Annotated in this window: 25 protein-coding genes and 2 pseudogenes; 12 read left to right on the top strand and 15 right to left on the bottom strand. The window is 68.7% G+C overall.

Going from position 1 to position 21,682, the window contains the following annotated elements; genetic code table 11:
• Positions 1 to 9 precede the first annotated feature (9 nt).
• The gene (locus tag OG276_RS38740; protein WP_266914148.1) at positions 10 to 384 is read right to left on the bottom strand and encodes a hypothetical protein; all 375 of its coding nucleotides are present in this window, start codon (positions 382 to 384) and stop codon (positions 10 to 12) included.
• A 595-nt stretch (positions 385 to 979) separates the two neighbouring features.
• On the opposite strand from OG276_RS38740, the gene OG276_RS38735 reads away from it, so the two are divergent.
• Positions 980 to 1,405 (top strand): hypothetical protein, encoded by a 426-nt coding sequence (locus OG276_RS38735; protein ID WP_266914146.1) that lies wholly within the window; start codon positions 980 to 982, stop codon positions 1,403 to 1,405.
• Between the two features lie 175 nt (positions 1,406 to 1,580).
• Here the strand turns inward: OG276_RS38735 and OG276_RS38730 are convergent, their stop codons facing one another.
• Both OG276_RS38730 and OG276_RS38725 read right to left on the bottom strand, forming a co-directional pair.
• The gene (locus tag OG276_RS38730) at positions 1,581 to 1,736 is read right to left on the bottom strand and encodes a hypothetical protein (RefSeq protein ID WP_266914144.1); all 156 of its coding nucleotides are present in this window, start codon (positions 1,734 to 1,736) and stop codon (positions 1,581 to 1,583) included.
• A gap of 514 nt (positions 1,737 to 2,250) precedes the next feature.
• Positions 2,251 to 2,508, bottom strand: coding sequence for a hypothetical protein (locus OG276_RS38725; RefSeq protein WP_266914142.1), 258 nt, complete (start codon positions 2,506 to 2,508; stop codon positions 2,251 to 2,253).
• 762 nt (positions 2,509 to 3,270) lie between these two features.
• Here OG276_RS38725 and OG276_RS38720 point away from each other — a divergent pair.
• A complete protein-coding gene (locus OG276_RS38720; RefSeq protein ID WP_266914140.1) occupies positions 3,271 to 3,777 on the top strand; it encodes a hypothetical protein in 507 nt (168 codons plus the stop codon).
• Positions 3,778 to 3,954: 177 nt separating this feature from the next.
• On the top strand, positions 3,955 to 4,899 hold the full coding sequence (locus tag OG276_RS38715; protein ID WP_266914138.1) for a methylenetetrahydrofolate reductase: 945 nt from the start codon (positions 3,955 to 3,957) through the stop codon (positions 4,897 to 4,899).
• A 404-nt stretch (positions 4,900 to 5,303) separates the two neighbouring features.
• Here the strand turns inward: OG276_RS38715 and OG276_RS38710 are convergent, their stop codons facing one another.
• The gene (locus OG276_RS38710; RefSeq protein ID WP_266914136.1) at positions 5,304 to 5,570 is read right to left on the bottom strand and encodes a hypothetical protein; all 267 of its coding nucleotides are present in this window, start codon (positions 5,568 to 5,570) and stop codon (positions 5,304 to 5,306) included.
• 674 nt (positions 5,571 to 6,244) lie between these two features.
• On the opposite strand from OG276_RS38710, the gene OG276_RS38705 reads away from it, so the two are divergent.
• Positions 6,245 to 6,634, top strand: coding sequence for a hypothetical protein (locus OG276_RS38705; RefSeq protein ID WP_266914134.1), 390 nt, complete (start codon positions 6,245 to 6,247; stop codon positions 6,632 to 6,634).
• Positions 6,635 to 6,975: 341 nt separating this feature from the next.
• Here OG276_RS38705 and OG276_RS38700 read toward each other — a convergent pair whose 3' ends face one another.
• From OG276_RS38700 to OG276_RS38685, 4 genes are all read right to left on the bottom strand, one after another.
• Positions 6,976 to 8,151 (bottom strand): NAD-binding protein, encoded by a 1,176-nt coding sequence (locus tag OG276_RS38700; protein ID WP_266914132.1) that lies wholly within the window; start codon positions 8,149 to 8,151, stop codon positions 6,976 to 6,978.
• Positions 8,148 to 8,351: a hypothetical protein gene (locus OG276_RS38695; protein ID WP_266914130.1), complete on the bottom strand. Its 204-nt coding sequence runs from the start codon at positions 8,349 to 8,351 to the stop codon at positions 8,148 to 8,150. The genes OG276_RS38700 and OG276_RS38695 overlap by 4 nt, the downstream gene beginning before the upstream one ends.
• 385 nt (positions 8,352 to 8,736) lie before the next feature.
• A complete protein-coding gene (locus OG276_RS38690; protein WP_266914128.1) occupies positions 8,737 to 9,402 on the bottom strand; it encodes a response regulator transcription factor in 666 nt (221 codons plus the stop codon).
• Positions 9,399 to 10,352, bottom strand: coding sequence for a sensor histidine kinase (locus tag OG276_RS38685; protein ID WP_266914126.1), 954 nt, complete (start codon positions 10,350 to 10,352; stop codon positions 9,399 to 9,401). Before OG276_RS38685 ends, OG276_RS38690 begins: the two co-directional genes overlap by 4 nt.
• A gap of 281 nt (positions 10,353 to 10,633) precedes the next feature.
• On the opposite strand from OG276_RS38685, the gene OG276_RS38680 reads away from it, so the two are divergent.
• The 4 genes from OG276_RS38680 (at position 10,634) to OG276_RS38665 (ending at position 12,949) form a co-directional block, all read left to right on the top strand.
• Positions 10,634 to 11,104 (top strand): cation:proton antiporter regulatory subunit, encoded by a 471-nt coding sequence (locus OG276_RS38680; protein WP_266914124.1) that lies wholly within the window; start codon positions 10,634 to 10,636, stop codon positions 11,102 to 11,104.
• 5 nt (positions 11,105 to 11,109) lie between these two features.
• Complete coding sequence (locus OG276_RS38675) at positions 11,110 to 12,351, top strand: cation:proton antiporter (protein ID WP_266914122.1); 1,242 nt, start codon at positions 11,110 to 11,112, stop codon at positions 12,349 to 12,351.
• On the top strand, positions 12,348 to 12,605 hold the full coding sequence (locus OG276_RS38670) for a hypothetical protein (protein WP_266914120.1): 258 nt from the start codon (positions 12,348 to 12,350) through the stop codon (positions 12,603 to 12,605). Before OG276_RS38675 ends, OG276_RS38670 begins: the two co-directional genes overlap by 4 nt.
• A 137-nt stretch (positions 12,606 to 12,742) precedes the next feature.
• Positions 12,743 to 12,949 (top strand): hypothetical protein, encoded by a 207-nt coding sequence (locus tag OG276_RS38665; protein ID WP_266914118.1) that lies wholly within the window; start codon positions 12,743 to 12,745, stop codon positions 12,947 to 12,949.
• Position 12,950: 1 nt separating this feature from the next.
• Here the strand turns inward: OG276_RS38665 and OG276_RS38660 are convergent.
• From OG276_RS38660 to OG276_RS38650, 3 genes and pseudogenes are all read right to left on the bottom strand, one after another.
• Positions 12,951 to 13,542 (bottom strand): annotated as a pseudogene (locus OG276_RS38660) (TrkA C-terminal domain-containing protein); the annotation flags it as partial.
• Positions 13,543 to 13,771: 229 nt separating this feature from the next.
• Complete coding sequence (locus OG276_RS38655) at positions 13,772 to 14,470, bottom strand: SpaA isopeptide-forming pilin-related protein (protein ID WP_266914116.1); 699 nt, start codon at positions 14,468 to 14,470, stop codon at positions 13,772 to 13,774.
• Between the two features lie 249 nt (positions 14,471 to 14,719).
• On the bottom strand, positions 14,720 to 15,163 hold the full coding sequence (locus tag OG276_RS38650) for a hypothetical protein (RefSeq protein WP_266914114.1): 444 nt from the start codon (positions 15,161 to 15,163) through the stop codon (positions 14,720 to 14,722).
• 429 nt (positions 15,164 to 15,592) lie between these two features.
• Here OG276_RS38650 and OG276_RS38645 point away from each other — a divergent pair, with 429 nt between their 5' ends.
• The gene (locus OG276_RS38645; protein WP_266914112.1) at positions 15,593 to 16,543 is read left to right on the top strand and encodes a hypothetical protein; all 951 of its coding nucleotides are present in this window, start codon (positions 15,593 to 15,595) and stop codon (positions 16,541 to 16,543) included.
• A 163-nt stretch (positions 16,544 to 16,706) separates the two neighbouring features.
• Here the strand turns inward: OG276_RS38645 and OG276_RS38640 are convergent, their stop codons facing one another.
• A complete protein-coding gene (locus OG276_RS38640) occupies positions 16,707 to 17,165 on the bottom strand; it encodes a hypothetical protein (protein WP_266914110.1) in 459 nt (152 codons plus the stop codon).
• A 541-nt stretch (positions 17,166 to 17,706) separates the two neighbouring features.
• On the opposite strand from OG276_RS38640, the gene OG276_RS38635 reads away from it, so the two are divergent.
• Together OG276_RS38635 and OG276_RS38630 are read left to right on the top strand one after the other, a co-directional pair.
• Positions 17,707 to 18,522, top strand: coding sequence for a HEAT repeat domain-containing protein (locus OG276_RS38635; RefSeq protein WP_266914108.1), 816 nt, complete (start codon positions 17,707 to 17,709; stop codon positions 18,520 to 18,522).
• 141 nt (positions 18,523 to 18,663) lie between these two features.
• Positions 18,664 to 18,972, top strand: a complete 309-nt coding sequence (locus OG276_RS38630) for a hypothetical protein (RefSeq protein WP_266914106.1) — start codon at positions 18,664 to 18,666, stop codon at positions 18,970 to 18,972.
• 74 nt (positions 18,973 to 19,046) lie between these two features.
• Here the strand turns inward: OG276_RS38630 and OG276_RS38625 are convergent.
• A pseudogene (locus tag OG276_RS38625) lies at positions 19,047 to 19,385 on the bottom strand (transposase family protein); the annotation flags it as partial.
• A gap of 169 nt (positions 19,386 to 19,554) precedes the next feature.
• Here OG276_RS38625 and OG276_RS38620 point away from each other — a divergent pair.
• A complete protein-coding gene (locus tag OG276_RS38620) occupies positions 19,555 to 20,520 on the top strand; it encodes a hypothetical protein (protein ID WP_266914104.1) in 966 nt (321 codons plus the stop codon).
• Here the strand turns inward: OG276_RS38620 and OG276_RS38615 are convergent.
• On the bottom strand, positions 20,517 to 21,158 hold the full coding sequence (locus tag OG276_RS38615) for a hypothetical protein (protein ID WP_266914102.1): 642 nt from the start codon (positions 21,156 to 21,158) through the stop codon (positions 20,517 to 20,519). The genes OG276_RS38620 and OG276_RS38615 overlap by 4 nt on opposite strands.
• Positions 21,062 to 21,574 carry a hypothetical protein gene (locus OG276_RS38610; protein WP_266914099.1) on the bottom strand — a complete coding sequence of 171 codons (513 nt, stop codon included), beginning with the start codon at positions 21,572 to 21,574 and terminating at the stop codon, positions 21,062 to 21,064. Before OG276_RS38610 ends, OG276_RS38615 begins: the two co-directional genes overlap by 97 nt.
• Positions 21,575 to 21,682 lie beyond the last annotated feature (108 nt).

Here is a 21,682-nt window from a genome sequence, read left to right as displayed (position 1 = left end):
GAAGTTCGGTTACTCCGCCTCGGTCTTGATCTTGGTGCGGTAGAGCATCGCGTAGCGGCGGCTGTGCCAGGTCGCATGCGGGTCGCCGACGTGCAGTTCCGTGGTGATCTTCGAGCGCTGCTCGGGACCACCGGCGAGGAACACCGTGAGCTCGAAGACGATGTCTTCGACATCTTCCTCCACCTCAGCAGTGAGCTCGGCGACAGCGAAGTGGAGGACGACCTCTTCCGGCCGAGGCTCGACGGCGATGGCGAGAACATCCGGCCCGATGAGCCCCAGCGAGGCCTGAAGCGTTTGAATCAGCAGATAGTTCCGCCGCAGCAGGTCACGCTCCTCGGTCGCCGTGATCTCCGGGTTGTAGTACCGCCTGGCGGGATGATCCATCCCCGCAGCGTAGCGATCCGGCCGAACAGGGCTCGCATACTGCAGTTGCCACGTGGGGGGGGCCGGCAGTGGAACAAGATCTCATCGTGTGAATGTGCAGGCTGGTGGCAGCGGTCCACCAGCACATATTCGCTCCATGACAGCCGGCTGGTCACCCCATGACAGCAGCCACCCGGGCCAAGGCCCTCCCTCACCAGGTACGCCGCGCTGACGCCCACGCGCTGCCACCCGGCAGCACATTCACAGCTCGGTGGGGGCTGCTGCCCCCCCCAGGGCCGGCCTTCGGCCGGTAGCTCTCCGCTTCGCTTCGAGCTGCAGTCCTGCGCTGCGCTCCGGACTGCTCCGGTTCCGCTGCGCTCCACCGGAGAGGCCCGCTACGCGGGCAGGGACTCCCTCGCTTCGCTCGGGAGGTGACCCTGTTTCACAGGGCCCGAGCCAGGACCCGTCCTTCGGACTGGCACCGGTTCCGCTGCGCTCTCCCGGCGCAGGCCCCCTCTCGGGTGCTCCCCTCGCATTCAGTCCCTCCCACTCGAAATACGAAAAACGCTGTGCGGGATCATCAAGCATCACCCGTATCGGCACTGGAGTCCTACACGTGGAGACAAAGACTGCAACACGCCCAGCAGGCACGGCATGGGTGGTTGCCGGGATCGGCATCGCACTCGTCACCGTGGCTCTACTGAAACGGACAGAGGGGAAGCTCTACGTCTTCTGTCAGCAGCATCCAGAAATCGACCGCGTAACGTGGACATCTCTCGCCTTGATACTCGGTGCCCTCGTAGCCACAGTGACCTCTGCCGTTACACTCGCCCGACTCCGGCCCCGCACCATCCTCCCCGCGGTAACCTCCCTGGCTGCCGTCCTGCTCACTCTGATCGGCGCAGACGCAATCGACGCTTACGGCGAGCACTTGGCCCAAGCCGCAGCAGCACCCGGACGACCCGATGACGGGAACTGCGCCTACGTCGTCCCCACCTACAACGCAACCCCGGGCTCCTACTTCCCCTTCACCTGGAGCTAAGCCCCGCGCTTCGAACTGGTTCCAAGTTCCGCTGCACTCCACCATGGGCGGGCCGGCTTCGCCGGCCTGAGGCCTCCGCGCTCCGCTCTGGAGGTGACCCCCGTTTCACGGGGTCCGGGCCTGCAGAACCGTTCGGGTGGGGGTCGCTTCGCTCCCCCCGCCCGGGTCCTTCGGGCTACTCCCCGCCGCCGGGGATCGGCTTGACGATCGTGTGCGTGATGACCTGCCCCGTGATGTGCTTCGTCTCCAGCTTCTGAGTCCCCGCCACCAGCGTCGGCTTCTCCACCGGAACCGGCTCGGGGGTGGCCTCAACCTCTTGCTCGTCCGCCATGACGCTCTCCCTCTACTCCAGCGTATGCAGCTCGTACCCCGACCAACCTCCCCAGCAAGACCACCAGGTAGTCGGCGATTACAAGCCCCTCAGAAGCACAACGATCAAGCCTGCGCACTCAAGAGAGACCGGCTTCGCCGAGCCGGAGCCGGCCTTCGGGCATGGGGCCTGCGCTTCCCGCGGACGGGTTCGGGGGTTCGCTGCGCGCTCCGCCCCGAACGCCCGCTATACGGGCTGGGGTGACCCCGTTTCACGGAGTCCGGGCCTTCGGCCCACGTTGGGCGGGTCCGCTCGACTCCCCCACCCAGACCTTTCCGGCTCCGCCTCCAGGACAAGCCTGCTCCGCAGCCAGCCACAAGGGTGGCTGTCGAGGTTGATGACGTCGTGGTGCAGGAGGGGAGCTCAGAGATCGTCGCACCCTCCTGCACAGAGAGATGACGCCGGTTCAAATCCGGCCCACCCCTCATCGCGCCATCGGGGTACCACTGCGCTCCCTGTTCTTCCGGGTTCGTTCTCAGACCCAGTACCCGCCACAGTCAGAGGGCTGGGATTCCTCGTCCGGTGCCAGGGTCAGCGGACCCAGTCTCCGCACCAGTTCCCCATCGTTCAGATGACCTCCGAACCGATCCCAGCTCGCGATGAACCGTCCCGGTGTCAACCCCAGATCAAAAACCGATGTGAACGTCACGATCATGCAGAAGGAAATCCCACCGTCACGGTCGACCGGATCGCTGATGCGAGCCTCCAGGTCGCCCTTCAACCAGGTGAGCATCTCCAGCGTGGACGCCCCTCCCCTCGCCCTCCGACGCAACTCCCGCTCAATCTCCTGCTGCCCAGCTCCCCGGCCCATATCCCACCCCTTCGGCGAAACGAAGCTAGTCACCGATTCAAGCACCTCCCTGGGGCATCGAGAGCAGACCACAGGCAGGCAAGACCCCGGTACGGGCCCGCGCCCGAGGCATCCACATCGCACAAGCTCCAGGAAGAAACCCAACACGCGCCACCCCCCGTCGGCCTCAACCCTCCAACTGCAATCCAAACAGGCACAACCAAAGACCAGACTCCTACCCAAGGAGGAGTCTGGGACACGGTCCTCTGCCCATAGCCGGCCTTCGGCCGGGAGTCCTGCGCTCCGCTCCGGACTGCTCCCGGTTCGCTGCGCTCTACCGGGAGCAGTCCGTATCGCGGGAAAAGGGGGCACCAGCAAGATCGAACACTTGTATGTTCATGGTTGGTTGTGGTGAACGGTTCGGTGCAACAGCACCAAGGGGGAACAGTGAGAAGCAGTCAGAAGGCCGCGGGGGCCATCGCGGCCGTTGCCGTCATGATGCTCGTCGGATGCCAGAGCGCTGACGCCGGGAAGAGTAGCGGTACCGCGCAAGGTCCAGGAGCCGGCCAGGACGGTTCACCCGCCGGGACTGCGACGGCAACTCCTCAGGGCCAGACTGCCCCACCACCCGCCGCTTCCTCCTGCCCGCCCCTGTCCGACCAACAGACGGATGCCGCGAGCGCAACCGACGTAGCCTCAGCAGGGATGGGATGGGCCGCTTTCGGCCCCCTGTACCTGCCCACCTCGAAGACCTCGGGCCCGGCCGTCACCCAGGGCCAGGTCGCCCGCTGCTATGCCCGTACGCCGCGCGGCGCCGTCCTCGCCCTGGTGAACATCAGCAGCCGGGCAGCCAACGGCCCGGACTGGCGGAAGGTCGTCGAGCAGCAGGTCTTTCCCGACGCCTCGAAGAACGTATTCGAGCAAGGTACGGCGGCGCACCGCAGCGGCCAGCCCGACTACCCCGCGAAGTCAAACCGAATGGTGCCCGCCGGGTACAAACTCGTCACCTTCACCCCGGACACCGCCATCGTCGACATCGCGTACCGCAACCCCGGAGGCACCTTCACCACAGTGATGATGACCGCACGCTGGCACGAAGGAGACTGGAAACAACAGATGTCCCCCGAAGGCGGAATCTCCGAATCCGTACTCAGCAGGTTCAACACCAACGGCTACACCCTGTTCCCACAAGCACCCAAATCAACAAACTGAACACCACACCACCTGACAGTGAGGGACCGAGAGTTATTGTCAAATCCTGTGGATCTGATCAGCGCGGTCGTTCCACCGGAGCCTTGTTATGGTTCCCTCGGGCGAGAGCGGCCGAATCCGGTCTCACGGAGTGACCTTCGCCTACTGCCTGGTGAATGAGCTGGTAGCTTCCGCGACATGATGGATCTCAGAGACAGCACAGCTCTCCGGACGCTGGTGACCGACGCCGAGAGCGGCATCCTGCTGTTCGGCATCACGCCGCCGCGTCTGAGCACCGCTCCCGAGCGGATCCAGGAGATCACCGCAGCCACGTTGGCACGGTTGGACTTCCTCGACCTAGACGGTCTGGCGCTCTACGACATCGACGACGAGAGCGACCGCAATCCTGCGGAGCGACCGTTTCCGTACCTGCCGACCATGGACCCCGCCACCTACCACGCGGAATACCTCGCCGAGTGGAACCGCCCCGCGGTTATCTACCGGTGCGTCGGCAAGTACCCCGAGGCGGAACTGCGGACTTGGCTGCAGACGGCCGACACGGACCGCGTGCTCAGCGTCTTCGTCGGTGCGGCCTCGAAAGACAAGACGGTGCGGACCCGCCTGTCCGAGGCTCAGGCCCTGCGCCGTGACGTCCGCCCGGACCTGCTGCTCGGCGGCGTCGCCATCACCGAGCGGCCCGACGAGCACCTGCGGCTGCTCGCCAAGCAGGAAGCGGGATGCACGTTCTTTATCTCGCAGGTCATCTACAACGCCGACGCGGTGAAGAGCATGGTCTCCGACTACTACTACGCCTGCCGCGACCGGCGGCTCGCACCAAAGCCCGTCCTGTTCACGCTCTCGGTATGCGGCTCGGTGAAGACGCTGACGTTCCTCAAATGGCTCGGAGTCGACGTGCCACGCTGGATTGAGAACTCGCTGCTCCACGCCGAGGACACCCTGGCCGAGTCGTACGAGCACTGCTTGGCCACCGCCCGTGACCTGGTCGCCTTCTGCCGCAGGCTCGGCATGCCGTTCGGCTTCCTCGTGGAGAGCGTGTCGATCCGCAAAGTAGAGATCGATGCCTCGGTCGCCCTCGCCGGCGAGGTGAGCGGACTGCTCGGGCGCGGTCGACCATCCGCATGAGGCCGGCCATGAACGTGCAGTTGTCAAGTCCTCTGATCACGACATAGCTCAGGCTGCTGAGACTTCCTCGCGATCGACGAGGACTCCCATCTCGAAGCGGGCGCGCCGGCGCGGACCAGGGCGACCAGGTCAGGACCAAACGGCCTCGCTATGCTCAGCCCGGGGCGCCTTCGGCGCCAGCTCTCCGCCCGCCGCACTCCACCAGGACGAGGCCCGTCGCACAGGCCGAGACTCCTGCGCTCCGTACGGGAAGTGACCCCGTTTCACGGGATCCTGGCCCACGCCCCGTTAGGGGTTACCGAGGAGGCCTGAGCCAGCCAGTCCAGCCCCCGATGACGCTGGTTCGGGTTCTGCTCCAACTGGCGCCGTCCATACCCGTCACGGAAATTGCGCCCCACCCGGTCTCATGGAACTTCACCCCGCTCCGGGCAACACCACCCAACGACTTCCACGGACCCCCACGTCATTCGAGTCCACACCGCAGAGTCGAGACCGATCAGAAACTCCTCCTCTTCCCCGTTGACCACCGTGTGCTCGGTCACCCCGTACTCACATATATAGAGAGCACCGCCGCCTCCCTTGCACTGCGAGGCTTCAGCCGGAACAACAGACACCGAAAGACCCGCCACAACAGCAGCCACGACGACCGCGGCCTTCATTGCCTTCTTCACGCTCGACACCTCCCCCTTCACCCAAACGCCGGCAGCCGGTCAGTCCGCCCCCGTACGCCCGACAAACCCTAGCCTCAAGATCAACTCGAACCCTCCCCACTCGACTCGTCAAGGAAGCTCGTAGGGCTACTTCAAAATGGGTAGTGGATAGAATCTGAGAAACAGGGCCTCCACCAACCACCCACACCCACACCCACACCCACACCCACACCCACACACGCGATGTCGCGAACCATCGAAGCTGCGCAGGGCTCACCTACCCTGACCTGAACCACCATCAAAGTTCCCCGTGACCTACGGGTTTCCGCTGGACACCTCAGTGACGCCGACCACTGACAACGCGCGACGCAGCCCGCCCCAGATTGTCGGCACCGCCAACAATCCCCGCCGCATCACGCCCAGCCCCAGGCGCGATGGTGTCCACCTCACGCCCCGCTCACCCCACCCGCGAGACTCAGTACATGACCGAACGCCGCCCCCTGAGCACCGGACCGCGCCCTGCAACCGCCCCTGCAGCCTGAGACTGCACGACGGGCCCGCCTCGCCACCGAGCCGACCGAGGACCCCGGCCTGGTACCCGAGGAACCCGCAGTGATGTGGGCCGGGCACGACGGTGGCTGCCGGCCCACCGGATTCCCGGGCGGTCAGGCCGTCATGCTAACTAGGATCGACCCATGACCAGTCGACGTCAGCTGATACTTCGCCTGTCGCTGCCCCTGCCCGTGCTGTTGGCGTCCGCGCTCTCCCTGGCGGCCTGCAGCTCGACGCCCTCCAAGGCCATGGTGGCCGCGCGCGAGTCTGCCAAGTCCGCCTGTGCCTCCCTGCAGCAGCTGACCGACCAACTGGCCCGCCCCCGGCCGTCCAATCTGACCGACCCCTACTACCAGACCGCCCAGCAGTACCTGAACACGGCAACCAACCGCGCCGCCGACGCCGCTCAACAGGACCACGGTTACAAGGAGTTCGCCGACACCCTGCACCGGGCGGCCGAGACCTGGCAGGTCACCTTCACGCTGGACGAGGCCGAGCCGCTGATCCAGCAGGCGCGGAGGGAGAAGTGCTGACGCTCTCCTGGCTCGATCCGCCACCACCCCTGCCCTGTCTGCCCGTCTCCCGTACCCGACGCGCGCTGTACGACGGCATCGAAGCACTCCCCCACCCAGACGGGCCCTCACCACTGGAGAGCGACGGCGCCGGCGAACTCGCCAACCGTCTGCACACCGTGGCCCATCCCCTGAACGCGGCAGCCCTGACCATCAGCCTCCTGACCACAACCGGCCCCGATCGCCTCGCCATGCTCCGCGGCACCGACGCCCACCCCCACGGCACCCACGTCAAACTTCACGACCCCCACACCCACCGACATGCCGCGTCCACGCTCTGCCCACCGGGGCCCACACCCTCATCACCGCAGCACACCACCACCACCTCGACACCGGCCGCCCACCAACCAGCGCCCTCCGCGGGTACCGATCTTGCCGAGGCCCAGCAGGACGATGTGGTCGGCCGTGCCGCGCGGGGGCCGGCGCAAGGTGGAGGCCGAGCGGAAGGATCCGGATGCCTCCAATACGGCGGCGACCAGAACGGGGAGGAGAAGCAGACCGACGAGGCCGGTGAACAGCTGAAGGAGCTGGCGTTCGACGGTGTCCTCGACTGCGGGGTCGTTGATGAAGAAGAGGTCCAGCAGGGTGATGTAGGCGGAGTGGGCCATGGGGTCGCCGGTGGTGATCCAGGACGTGATCGTGATGGCGATGACAGCGGCGGTGAAGCCGGCCAGTGACCAGCGGACCCGGCGCGAGAACAGCTCCATCACCGGGAGACGGGCGGTACTGAGCCTGCCGGGTGACGGGGAGGGGGCGGCGTTCAAGACGGCTTCGAGGACGACGTCGCCGCGCTGCGCTGACTGCGCTATCTCCATTGCAGCGGGCAGGAGTCGGGGACCGGCCGGCCCACTGGCGTCCGTTCCCTCGGTGCCGGCGGGATCGTCGGTGGTGGAGGAGAGCAGGGCCAGCGTGCACAGGGCTGGCGTGGAGGCCTCGCGCCGTTGTTGTGGGGTGCGTTCGATCGCGCGGAAGAGCAGGCCGTCGGCCTGGAGGACCTTGCTCGTGCCGGCGACGACGGTTGCCGCGAGGGCGGGGGCGGCGGTGTCGGCGTGGGCGTCGGAGAGGACCGTGATCGCCGATTCGCCGACCGGGCTGCCGGCCACCACTGCGGCCTGGTCGAGGAGTTCGGCGAGGTAGCGGCCGAGCTTGCGGTTGTAGAGGCGGATGACCAGGCGGACCCGCGGGTTGATGCGGTGGGCCGTCAGCGCGGCACGGATGTTGGCTTCGTCGTCATCGTAGAGGAGCCCGAGCGCCGTGACCTGTGCGATGCCCGCCTCCCGCAGCACCGCCGCGTCTGCCGTGTCGGCTTCGACGACGCGGGTGGTGGCAGGGGGCTGGGGGCCGATGGTGTCGGCGTCGGGCACCACTAGCGTGACGGGCTGGCGGTAGATGTCGTGGAGCTCGCCCGCCAGCCGTACTCCGAGCGCGTCGTCACCACAGACGATCACCGGCGAGGGTATCGAGCCGTTCTGCGTCACCCTGTTCTCCTGGCCCTGTGCAGCAGGCTCTGCCTGATCCCGTTGCCCGCTTCGCCCACCGCGATCAGGAGCACCGCGGACGCACCGCACCCCACCAGCGTCACCGGCTGGCTCAGAGCCACGCTGAGCAGCATCAATATCAGCGCGAGGACCGCCCACCATACGAGGAGCGATCCCGCCTGCAGCTGCCAGTTGCGCATTCCGATCACTGGGCACCAGCTCTCGGGGTGCCCGTTGTCGGCAGGGGCGGCCAGGATTGCTCGTGCGCCGGGGGGTTCCACGGTTTGGGAGCGGGCCGGGCTGCGAATGGCCCGGCCCGGTTGGTCATGAGGGGCAACATCGTTCCGGCGAAGAGCAGGGTGATGATGATCAGAGTAAGTCCGACGGGGTTGCGCGGCTTGTAGCAGTAGCGGTTGGTTCCCCACTTGCTTCGTTTGAAGACCGGCTCGTCGTCGTGATGCACAGATTTTCCCCCGGGTTGAAATGTCCTTGGGCGTCGCCGCACACGGGCGCGGGTGGAAGGAGGGCTTGCAGAATTCGGTGTGTCCCCGGTGCGCGCCGGGGCGACTGCGGCTACGGCTACGGCTACGGCTCGATCAGGCCGACGCGGATGGCGTAGCGGGTGAGCTCGACGCGGTCACGCAGGCCCAGTTTCTGAAGCAGGTTGGCGCGATGGCGTTCGACGGTCTTGGGGCTGATGACGAGGAGGTCGCCGATCTCCTTAGAGCTGTGGCCCTCGGCGACGAGTTTGAGGATTTCCTCCTCGCGCTCCGTAATCGCCCGCGCCGGCAGCGGGCCGCCGGCGCGGGCGCGGTCGAGGTAGGTGCGGATGAGGGTGCTCTCCGCACCTGGGTAGATGAAGGGTTCGTCGCGCAGCGCGGCGCGGCAGGCTTCGACGAGGTCGCGGTCGGCGACGGATTTGAGGACGTACCCGGACGCTCCGGCGCGCAGGGCTTCGAAGAAGTACTGCTCGTTGTCGTACATGGTCAGCATCAGGATCCGCAGCCCCGGTTGGAGGCGGGCGAGTTCGCGGGCGGCCTGGAGGCCGGTCTGGCGGGGCATGGCGATGTCGAGGACGGCGAGGTCGAGGTCGAGGCTGCGGGCCTGGGCGACGGCTTCGGCGCCGTCGGCGGCCTCGGCTACCACGGTCAGATCGGGTTCGGCATCCAGGATGAGACGCACGCCGCGGCGGACGAGGGTGTGATCGTCGGCGAGAAGGATGCGGGCGGGCCTCGTCTGCGGCTGGGTCATCGGGTGGCCTTCTCGGTACGAGTGATGTTGAGTCGGACCTGGGTGCCGCCGTGCGGGCCGCCGCCGACGAGGAGTTCGGCGCCGATGAGCAGGGAGCGTTCACGCATCCCCTGGATGCCGGCGCCCTCGGGCGCCTCCCCGAGGCCGTGCCCGTTGTCGCGGACCAGCAGTCCGATGCCGCCTTGGGGCAGGGGCCGCAGGTGGACCTCGACGCGGGTGGCACCGGAGTGGCGGGCCGCGTTGGTCAGGCCTTCTTGGGCGACGCGGTAGAGGACGAGTTCGGTGGCCGGGTCCAGGTGGGGCAGGCCGGGGGTGATGTGGGCGGTGACGCCCAGGCGCGGAGTGGTGAACTCGGCGGCCAGGGAGCGTAGCGCGCTGTGCAGGCCGAGTTCCTCCAGCACACCGGGCCGTAGCCGGCGGGCGATGCGGCGGATCTCGTCCAGGCTGGCGCGGGTGGTCTCCTGGGCCTGGTGCAGATCGGTGCGCACCGGCTCGGGGGCACGGTCGGCAGCGTACTTGAGCTGGAGGAGGACGGCGGTGAGGGTCTGGCCGATCTCGTCGTGGAGCTCCTGGGCGATGCGCTTGCGTTCGGCTTCCAACGCGGTGAGCACCCGGCCGCTGCTGGTGGCCCGCTCGGCTTCAAGGCGATCGAGCATGGCGTTGAAGGTCCGGGTGAGCGAGGCAACCTCACCGCCGCCGGTAACCGTTGGGCGGGTGGCGGGTTTGAGGAGGTCGGCGGCGGCCATGGCCCGGTTCAGTCGGGCGAGCGGGGCCAGCCCGACCTTGAGTAGGACCGCGTTGATGACCAGCATCGCGGCCAGTCCGCCGAGCAGCACGAGCGCCTCGCCGAACAGCACCGGCGTGGAAACGGTGACCGGGCCCAGCAGCAAGGCCACCGCGACAGACACAACGCCTGCGTTCAGGAGGAAGATCCGCCAGTACAACGACACGGCCACACGCCTTTCCAGCCGGTCCCCCAGCATCCGTCATGGCCACCCGGCCGCCCCGTCTCCCAGGTACTACGACCTGCAGCGGAACCCACTTCCCCGCCCCATCCTCACGCCGATGGAAGGCTGGTGTCCATCCGTGCCGGCACCCATATTTCGGACACGTGAAAAGTGGCACGATGGGCCGGCCGAGCGGTCCTCTCCTGCCCGAGAACGAGTGTCCGCCGTAGCGGCATCACGTACTGAAACGAACAAGAGGGGGGACAGCTGTGCCTGCTCCACGGATGAGCACCACACCACTGCCCGGCATCGGGGTCCAGTACGACCTCACCACCCGCGAGCACCGCCACCTGTCGGTCGTCGCGCACCGCGACGGGACGCGGACCGTGAACCTCTACCGAGCGGATGACCCCGACGCCTGCGCCCAGTCGCTGCACCTGACGGGCGCGGAGACGGCCTCGCTGATCGACGCGCTGATGCCCGCCCACCACAGCCCGAACGTGCTGCACACCACCGATCTCGGCCTGGTGGCCGAGCGGATCGAGCTGTCGGCGCACTCGTACTGGAACGGGCGGGTACTGGGCGAGACCCGGATGCGGACCGATACCGGCGTCTCGATCGTGGCCGTGCTGCGCCGCGCGGAGGCCCGCCCCTCACCCGCGCCGGACTTCCGGCTGGCGGGCGGGGACACCCTCATCGTGATCGGCACCCGCGAGGGCGTCGACGCGGCCGCCACGATACTCGGACGGGAGTGACGGCCGTGCATTCCGCTGTGTTCCTCATCGAGTTCGGCGCGATCATCCTCGGCCTGGGCCTGCTCGGCCGGGTCGCCGGGCGCCTGAAGTTCTCCCCCATCCCCCTCTACCTCCTGGCCGGTCTCGCCTTCGGCACCGGCGGACTGCTGCCCATGGGCGCGAGTGAGGAGTTCGTCGCAATCGGCGCCGAGATCGGCGTGATCCTCCTCCTACTCATGCTCGGCCTGGAGTACACCGCCTCGGACCTGGTCTCCAACCTCAAGACCCAGTACCCAGCCGGGCTGGTCGACTTCGCGCTGAACGCCGTGCCCGGCGCGGTCGCCGCGCTGTTCATGGGCTGGGGCCCGGTGGCAGCCGTCGTCCTGGCCGGCGTCACGTGGATCTCCTCCTCCGGGGTGATCGCCAAGGTCATGGGGGACCTGGGCCGGGTCGGCAATCGCGAGACCCCGGTCATCCTGTCCATCCTGGTCCTCGAAGACCTCGCGATGGCGGTCTACCTGCCGATCATCACCGCCCTCCTCGCGGGCGTGAGTCTCGCCGCGGGCAGCGCGACCCTGGCCATCGCCCTCGGCGTCGCCGGTGCGGTCCTGTTCATCGCGGTCCGCTACGGACGCCACATCTCCCGCTTCGTCTCCAGCGACGACCCCGAGAAGCTCCTGCTCGTGGTCCTGGGCCTGACCTTGCTCGTCGCGGGCATCGCCCAGCAGCTCCAGGTCTCCGCCGCGGTCGGCGCGTTCCTCGTCGGCATCGCCCTCTCCGGTGAGGTCGCGGAGGGCACCCACACCCTGCTCAGCCCGCTACGCGACCTGTTCGCGGCCGTGTTCTTCGTCTTCTTCGGCCTGCACACCGACCCCGCGAGCATCCCGCCAGTGTTGCTGCCCGCCCTCGCGCTCGCCCTGGTCACGGCGGCTACGAAGATCGCCACCGGGTACTGGGCGGCGAAGCGCGCCGGGATCGGGGTGAAGGGGCGCTGGCGGGCCGGCGGCACGCTGGTGGCGCGCGGCGAGTTCTCCATCGTCATCGCGGGTCTTGCTGTGTCGGCGGGGATCGAGCCCGCGATGGGCCCGCTGGCCACCGCATACGTGCTGATTCTTGTCGTGATCGGTCCGCTGACCGCCCGCTACGCCGAACCCGTGGCCACCTGGGTCAGCCGCCGCCATACCCCGCCGGAGTCGGCCGCTCTGGCCGCGGTGCCCGCGCAGCCGGGCCTCAAGGACCAGGCCCAGGATCCGGCCGGCCGCACGTGAGTGAAGGCACCTGGGCGGTGGTCACCAGCAGGGAGACCGTGCTGCTGCTCGCCGCCCTGGCTGTCTACCTCGGCGGCGCGGTCGGCTTCGCCCGCCGTCTGCCCCGCCTCCTGGTACGTCACCCGGGCTGGCGTCGCGACACCGAACGCGACCCGGTCTCCAGCGCGGTCACCCTCACCCTGCTGATCGTCCTGTGGCCGGCGACCGCCGTGTACCTGGCCTGCAGGATCGCCGCTAGTCGCCGCGATCGGTGACCCGTCGGCGGGACGGTCTTCGCCATGGACGTGTTTTCCCGCACCCACACTCATGCTGATGTACGTAGGTACACGTGCTCACGGTTGTGCATGCGGCCACGGTCGTGCTGGCCCTCGGGTTCGGGACCGTAGGCGTCTTGACGGTAGTGACCGGCCGTGTCGTCTTCCCCTGGCTTCGCCGCAGCATGCGGCGACCAGTCGTCTGGGGCGTGGGAACGCTGCTGATGGCAGGGACGCTCGCAGGGGCGCCCGTATTGCCCTTCACGGTCTTCGTGCCGCTCCTGATGACCGGAGCCGTCCTGGTCGGATTGACGCAGGTCTCCCCGCCCCGGAACGGCTCGTAGGTCAGTCGCTACCGCCCCGGGCGGGTTCGGATCTGCCGCTTTCGCCGAGCCAGCGGGCGAGCTTGCCCCGGCGGCCGACCGCGCGCAGGCGCCGCTCGGTTGCCTGCCGGGTGGCCGGGGTGGTGACGAGGAGCAGTTCGTCGCCGGCTGCGAGAACCGTGTCTGGGGCCGGCACCAGGGTGAGCCTGCCGCGGACCAGGAACGTGATGACTGACGGTGGAGGCAGCCGCAGTTCGAAGACGGCCACGCCGTGGAGGCGTGAGCCGGGCGGGATCGTGACGGTCAGCAGATCGGCGACGAGGACGTCCAGAGGGGCGATCTCGACCTGGACTCCCGCACGGCCCCGGGCTGGGCGATGCGCAAGAGTCGGGCTGCGGCGGGCAGGGTGGGGCCCTGAACGAGGGTGAAGACGACGACGAGGACGAAGACGATGTGGAGGAGGTGCAGGGAGCCGTAGACGTTGGCGATGATCGGGAACGTGGCCAGGACGATCGGCACGCGCGGCGGAGGCCAGCCCAGGAGATGAAGGCCTCTTCCCGCCATTGGGTACAGAAGGGCAGCAGGCAGGCGGCGACCGAGACGGGGCGGGCGATGCCCGTGGTGGTCGCCTTCGAGGCCGACGTCCCACGCGTCGGGACCGTCCACGCCGCCCAGCGCGGCCGCGGCGACCCGCCCGCGGGCAGGAGCCTGTCCCCTGCCTCATCGCCGCCGAGCGACCCGAGATCGTCCAGGAGACGGTCTTGAGGTACTGGCGCGAGGACGTGGTACCTGGCCAACGCTTCGCTCCCTGGGTGCTGCCCCCGGGCCCGTGAAAGTGCCCGGCTATGCCGCCGAGGTGCGCTTCTCGTCCGGCGAGGCACCGAGGGCCGGTGGGCCGGTCCGGACGACATGACGGGCTTTGAGCGCATCAGCTTCCGGCGTGTTCTCGGCAACGACCGTCACGCCCTCCTCGACGTTCTCTTGCGACAGCGTCAGCGGGCCGAACACCGGATTGATCGGCAGTTCGTACCCGGGCGGAGCCTGAGTCTCCACCCAGTAGTACGTGCCGAGTTCCTCGGTACGGGAGCACACACCGTTGGCCCCGGTGGTGCAGGAGCCGCCGATGTCGGTGTCCGGGTCGGCGCCGGTGGTCTGGAGACCCGGGATGCCGTTGGTCTCCTCCCACATCTGGAAGACGGCGCCGGCCAGCGGGTTGCCCGTGTTCTCGTCCTCCTTGATCACGGTGACCGCACCGGTGACGGGCAGGCCGGGACCGTCGCAGCCGGGCGAACCGTCGGGGCAATGGTGCGGGGGGTGGCAAGGGCCGCTGCGGAAGGCCAGATCGCTGTGGGGGGTCAACCAGCCGCCGTGACCCGGTGGGCACACGGCGCCCGCGCCGCCGCCGCTGACCGGAGCCTTGTTCGGGAACAGCTCTGCCGCCGCAGCGTACGTAGGGGTCCCCGCCAGCAGCGCCGCCGTCACGGTCCCGAAGATCCAGGGGCGCCACGAAGCCCATGTCCGGCGCAGTTCACGAGATGCCATGGCACGACATGATCGAGCCGGGTACGTGGGGCGGGACGACGACACTCCCGTTCCACGGCATTCCGTCCGTACGACCACTCGTACGGGTCCGGGGTGAACGCGATCGAATGCAACGGCCGGTACCGGGGAGACCGGTCCCGGCCATCGCCGTACGCGCACCCGCCAAGCGCGGGGCGGCTTCAGTCGTCGCTTCCGACACCGCGATCGGGGCGGTGCGGCGCCCGGCTGCGGTTCAAGACCGGCGAACCCCTAGACCGTCTCCGGGGCCTTCTCCAGCCGGCCCGCCTCCCACTGCGCGGCGACCTCGGCATCGGCCAACACGGAGTGGAGGATCTGCTCGACCTCCCGCTGCACCGGCTCGCTCACCGCCACGGCCAAGACGCGCGCCGTGCGCGCGAGCTCGCCGATCACCACGTGCTGATCGTGCGACAGCTTCCGCAGCTGCCCGGCGTCCAGCGTCCTGTGCGCGGCACGCAGCGCTTCACCGAGCTGGACGAGACCTTGCGCCTCTTTCGGCCGCTGGCGGGCCAGCAGGCCTGCTGTCCACGCCGCGACCGTCGGCTTGCGCAGCGCTCCGATGGCCGCGGCGAGCGGTTTGTCCCCGGCCTTGCGGGCCTGGGCTACGTACGCGTCCCGGGCCGCGGTGAACTCCGCCGGCCTCAGCCCGTACAGCTCCAGCTCCAGCGTCTCCACATCCGAAGTGGATGGGTTCGCAGATTGTCGGGAGCCCGCAGTCGGGAACTTGCGGCCTTCGCGGGCATGTGAGCTGCCTTGCGGACGGGTTGGTCGGTCTCCGTGACTGGCGTGATCCCTGTGGGTGCGGTTGCTCATTGCTTTCACTGTCCTTGCTGGGGCCCGCGAGCACCGAGAAGGCACGCCCAAGGGCCTCTGTCCGCCAGGGCGAGAGGGTGCACAGGATTCGTGCAGGTCGCACCGTGGCGGTCAGTCATCTTGGTCGGACGAGTCAGTAGGGAAGAAGGGCGTTGAGCGTCGTCTGAAAACCCCTTGCTCCCCTTTCCGCCTGCTTGGTGGGATGCAGGGGATTCGACAGCGGAAGGGGACAGCTTGGCGGTGTTCGGGTGTGCGGGCTGCGGTGGGGTTCTGACGGCGGCGGTGTCGGAGGTGGCGTTGCCGATCCACCTCGCCGACACCCACTGGGAGAAGCTCCACCCGCCACTACTGGAGGCCGGGTCCTACACCGTCGACCCCGCACCGTACGGGCCGCCGTGGCGGCAGTGGGACGAGGTCGGGGCGGGCGAGGCCGCGGAACGGGGACGCTTCGCGCCGTTCGGCGCACTGTCCGACGGGCCGTCGGACACCGTTCTCCTTGCGCCCGGCGACATGCGTAACACCAGGCTGATCCTCGAACGGGCCGATGGCTACTGCATGGGGATCGACGGGAGGGACGGGCCCAACCTTGCCTGTCTGGGCTGCGATCTGCCGGTGGGAACGAGGATGGACGACTGCGGGTGCTGGCAGGTCGTCCGGCTCGTCCCGCAGGCAGTGGTGCGGCTGCCCGGCCCGCCGGAGCGACCGGTCATGGGTTGGGCAGAGCTGCTGACCACCGGCGCGCTGTGGCACCGGCTGAGCAAGTACCGGGACATCCCGGCGGGCGTGGCTCTCGCCCAGGTGGTGGTGGCCGCCGGGGGCGCGCCGGTCGAGGTGGCGCCCGGGCCGGTCGCGGAGCTCCTCGGCTGGGCACTTGGCGCGCTGCTGCCCGCTGGGGAAGGTGCGAAGCGGTTGGACCTGGCTGGGCCGGGGTTCGGCGAGCCGGCCGCCGACCTGGTGCTGGTGCCGGTCCATCCGCAGACCGGAAGCATGTGGCGGCCGCGCGCCGGGTCGGTGCCGGTACCAGTGGATGCCGCGCTCTGGGCCGAGCTCGCCTTCCCTCCGCACCGGACCCGGCTGCCGGTGGTCGGCGGGCTGCCGGCAGGCGTGGAGCGGGACGACCCGCTGCCGCCGTATCCGTGGTACCCGTTCCAGCCGTCCAGGGAGGCGTTCCGGTACACGCTCGCGCGGATGCCCGCCGTCAGGGAACCGTGGCTACGGGCAATCTACGACCGAGGATTCTGACCCGTCAGGGGCAGTGCGGGCCCAGACGCTCGCCGTAGCCGGTGTAGTCATGGACCGAGTCGCGGCTGGAACCGGGACGCCCCTGATTGTTGGTTGCCAACGATGACCCCCGGCATTCTCAAACGACGTGGCACGGACGGCAGCCGAGGTTCAGTAGGCCGGCTCAGCCGTCCTGCTCATCGGCAAAGCTGTCCGTGTCTCCCAAAGACAGTGCTGCGGTTGGTAGTGCTTCCTCGGTCAGCAGGCCCCAACCAAGGTGCGCGCTGAGGAACGCGGCGACCTCCTCCGCATCTGTGCAGTCCGCGGGCAGATCACCTGGCCGGGGCTGGTAGAGATCCAGCAGTTCATCCCGCAGCCGAGCATCCAGAACCGGTGCCTGGTAGCAGTCGATGGTCCCTCGGTAGAACAGCCAGTCGGAGATCCGTACGGCAGGGCATCGGCCGGACTGCGGCACGTCCGCCAGATGGCTGTCCTGCCAGGAGCCAACGTAGACGTAGTCCGCCTGTTTCAACGCTCCGTCGAGGGTTGGGGTGGGACGGTCCTTCAGGTTCCAGTAGGTACGAGCTTCGGATTCAGGTATCGGTTTCGGCACCGCGGCAAGCCAGAGGCGATATTCGAGCATCGAAGCAGCGTGACAGACCATCTCACCCGGACTGACCTTGCGAACAGCCACCGTGAACGCGAAAGACTGCGAATCTGCCAACTGGTATGCAACGGGACAAGCACGACGGGACCCTGTCGCCACCTCTGACGCACAGCCCGGCCAACTAAGAGGTTCTGACCGCGCTTTCGTGATGGCTCCGCCTGCCTCCGACTCCTGCGCCCCATTCCGCGCCGGGGCCATGCGCTGCTCAGGCGGTGCCACAGCGGCTGCCGGGCCTGGACGAGGGTCGCCCCCTGGCGTAGTCATCACGGAAGAGCGGTCAGAACCAACTGGAACGCTCAGTCACACGAACGGTGTGACTGATTCCCAATCGTTCTTGTCAAGGTCACGGTGTCCTGTGCGGACCTTGAGAGGGGCTGAGCGGCGGAGTGGGCCGGCAGCATCGAACTCCGTTGTCAGAGGTCTGTTGGACAATCCGTTCCGTCAGCCTGCACCGCAGCAGGGAGACCCGCAGCGGCAGCAGGCTCGGTGCAGGTCTGAAGGGCATGAGGAGGACGGGTTGGAAGACCAACGGGCAGCGGATGATCTCACCCCGTGCCTTGATGAACTGGTGGCCGGACTCTCGGATCCGAATTGCGATCTCGACGACCTTGCAGAGATCGAAGAGGAGCTCGTAGCCGCCCGGCGGCGGGATCTGATTCCGTACCTGGAACAACATCTCGCGGCAGCCGTGGAAGCGGGCAACTGGTACGCCCGTCATGTGCTCGCCCGGATTCTGGCGAAGACCGCCGGCCGCATGTCGCTTGCCGCCCTGCTGCGGGCCTACTCCCGCAATCTGGGTGACGACCAGGACTCCCTCTCAACGACGCTCTCTGTGCTCGCGCAAGAGGACCCCGCCGCCGCGCGCGAAACCCTCCTGCCATGCGCCGTTGGCAACGATGAAGACCTTCGCAGGGCGGCAATCTGGCTGCTTGGCTTCGTCCCCGAACCAGCCGATCTCGACCTGCTGGCCCACGCCGCAAAGGACTCAGACGAAGGAATCCGCAACGCGGCCGTGGGCACACTCGGCAGCCACGGGAAGGAGCCCGCGGCCATCGACCTGCTGGACGACCCTTCCTCACAGGTGCGAATCTCCGCCCTCAGCTCCTTCGGCTTCCTTCAGCAACCCAGAACCCTGCCGAAGATCCGCTTGCTCGCGAACGACCGCAGCCCCCGCGTTCGAGCCTGGGTCGCGATCGCCTTGGGCCGCTTTCCCACCATGGAGCCCGCAGACCCCGCGACCTCAGCCTTGCTCGACCAACTGGCAGCAGACGCCGACCCGTACGTTCGTGACCAGGCAGCCGAAGCCCGTCAGCGCAAGCCCCTCCGCAGTTAACGATCACTGCAACCGTGCTGGGGAATGACGAGCGGCCTAAAGGCTGTCCCGTGACCATCCGGGCTACTCCCTAGAGCTCAGCGACCTCGTGAGGCGGGAGACTAGGGATCAGCCCGGGAAGGCTGGGGCTAGATTCTTCGCATGTCTTCGCATCTCAGTCATGGCGCTTCGGGAGCACTGCGGCGCTTCGCCGGATGGCTTGCTCGAGGGTCGGTGGGCCATCCGATGCTGGAAGGAATCGATTACTGGGAAGAGCTGCGGGAGTCGCCCTCCCAGATGGAGATCTGCGTCGCGATCTTCGCCAACGTCCTCGAACTGGACGATCAGGGCGAACCGGTCAATGAGAAGTACGCGGAGCGCCGGGCTGCGGCCTGGCTCTACCGATACTGCACCGGGAAGCTGCCTCAAGGGGAGCCGGACATCGAGCCCTGGGAGTGCCAACTTCATTGACCGCTACCGTGCGATGCCATGCCATTCGAGTGAGGCAAGGCCCGCCCGTGACCCCGCTCCCCTGCATGGTGGGGCTATCCGGTGAGGGTGAGGTTGTACGGACGGCCGATGCCGTGCACCGCGTGATGCACGCCTTCGCTTCTCAGGCGGCAGTCGCGCAGGATCTTCCAGGTCTTCATCCGGGCGAAGGCATGCTCGACGCGGGCACGGACCAGCTTGTGGGACTTGTTGTGTGCCTGTTTCCAGTCGGGCAGATCCTCCCCCTTGCGGCGGCGGTGCGGCATCACGAGCCCGGTACCCGGGTAGCCGCCATCGGCGATGGTCATCGTGTTGCCGACGGCAACCTTCGCACCGGACTCCGCCCAGGCCCGGCAGTCGTTGCGATTGCCCGGCAGCGGCCGGCCGACCACCACCCTGTGGGACCGGCTGACCCCGAAGAGGTGAGGACGCAGGGGTGAGGGTGCAGCGGTGACCGCCCGGCCGTCTGTGTGCAAGACGGCCCGGCCGTGGCGTGGTGCGGGGAGGGGCCGGGCCGCCGGGGCTAGCCTCGGCGGCCGGACGACCTGGACAGGTAGGTGTGCCGTGCCCCGTTCCGCAGTTCCCGAATCCCCGCGTACGAACCGTACGGGCCGTAGCGGCCGCTGGGCCGGCTCCGTCCTGGTCCTGCTGGCGCTGTGCGCGATCGGGCTGGCCCCGGCTGGTACGGCAGCCGCCTCCGACCCGGAACCCGGGGGCGGGGGCGGGGGCGGGGGCAGCCCGCTGTACGTCTCCGACTACGGCAACAACCGGGTGCTGCGGGTGGCCCGCCGCGGCGGCCAGGACGTGGTCCCCGCCGTGGGCCTGGTCCGGCCCACGGGCATGGTGGTCGACGCCGCGGGCGACCTCTACGTGGCGGACACCGGGAACAACCGGGTCGTACGGATCCCCGCCGACGGCGGCCCCCAGGTTACCGTCGCGACGGACGGGCTCTCCCGCCCCCTCGGGCTGGCACTGGACGCCGAGGGCGACCTGTACATCGCCGACAGCTTCAACGACCGGGTCGTAGAGGTACCCGCGGACGGCAGCGGGCAGCGCACCGTACCCACCGTGGGACTCCTCCACCCCTGGGGCCTCGCCTTCGACTCCGCGGGCTCCCTCTACGTCACCGACTTCGTGAACGACCGCGTCGTCACCCTCCCCGCCGGAGGCGGCGCGCAGCGCACCCTTCCCTTCACGGGGCTCTCCCAGCCGGCGGGCATCGTCCTCGACCCGGCGGGCAACCTCTACGTCTCCGACACCGGCAACAGCCGTGTGGTGAGGCTGGCGGCCAGCGGCTCCGGCCAGAGCACGGTCCCCGCGTCCGGTCTCAACGACCCGCTGGGCCTGGCCCTCGACGGGAGGGGCCGCCTCTACATCGCGGATGCCTTCAACAACCGGGTGGTCCGCCTCGCCCCCGACGGCAGCGGCCAGACGCCCCTCCCCGTCACGGGCCTGAACACCCCGACGGGCCTGGCGATCCCGCCCACCCGCACCCTCCCGGCGGGTACCCATCGTGAGGGACGGTCCTAGGAGCTTTGCGCCTCGGCGCCGACCGCCGGGTGGACCAGTGCCGCACGCAGCTCGCGGGTCAGGGAGTCGGCCCGGTCCGCCAGGTCCGGGTCTGCGATCGTCACCCTGCCGAAGCTGCCCTTGTCGCCCCACAGACACGTGGTGTTGCGGTAGCCGTCAGCGGCGGTGATCTCCACGCACTCCAGCCTGCCTCCGGGCGGCCGCGCCTCCGGCTTCCAGGTCCTGACCGTCGCACCGACGCTCTCGGCGCCGGCTCGCGCGGCATCCGCGAACGAGGTCAGCATGCGCGGGGACATGTCGTGCCAGTCACCCGCCATTCCGTAGATGCCGATGCGCCCCTCATTGGCCGTCGGGTCGCCGTACACCTCTGTGAAGGCCTTGGAGTCCCCCGGGACTGCAACGGCGGCCTCCGCCAACGTCTGGTTGAGCGGCGAGTTCCACACGCGCTTCATGCCCTGGAACGAGTCAGGGCTGACGACCTGGTAGCACGGATACGCGGTGTACTTCGCGTACGACCACACCCCGGCCCCCACCAAGCTGCTCAGCGCCACCGCCGCCCCGGCCAGGCCGAATGCCAGCTCGCGGGACGAATGCGGCGGTACGGACGCCAGCTCGGGCAGCCGCGCTTCCTGCGGCACCGGATGTGCGGCAGCGGCCAGCTCGCCCCGGCGCCGGGCGCCGCGCAGCACCCTGCCGAGCCAGAAGGGCCGTGCTCCGTAGGCAGCGATCCCGGCCCACCACACCCACGGGCCACGCGCAGGGCCTCGGGCGAGTCGGGGGCCGGTTCGGCCACCCGCGCAGCGAGGGCGGGGCCCCGGGTCTTGCGGGCCGGGCGGTCCTGGAAGTCGCTGCGCAGGCAGAGTTCCGCGTACCCGGCGAGCAGCCCCAGGTGGTCGGGGAACACCTCAAGAGCGTCCCGGTAGACCTCTTCGGCGCGGTCGTCCTCGTCGTCGTCCTGAGCCGCGTGCGCGAGCGCGAGGAGCAGCGACAGCTCGGCGCCGGGGGCCCGTACGCCTTCAGTCCCGTTCGGGCCGCCTGCCGGACCGCGCCCCACCGCCGCGCGGTGAGTAGCGCCCGGCCCTCGGCGCGGGCACCTTCGGCGCCTCGGCCCGCCGCGGCGATTTGCGTCCGCGATTTCCTGTGCGGTGGACGTGGTCCCCGA

Origin of the sequence: Streptomyces sp. NBC_00086, from assembly GCF_026343255.1 — a bacterium.
GTDB lineage: Bacteria > Actinomycetota > Actinomycetes > Streptomycetales > Streptomycetaceae > Streptomyces.
The sequence above is the reverse complement of the archived record's forward strand: the minus strand, read 5'-3'. Positions and strand labels throughout refer to the sequence as shown.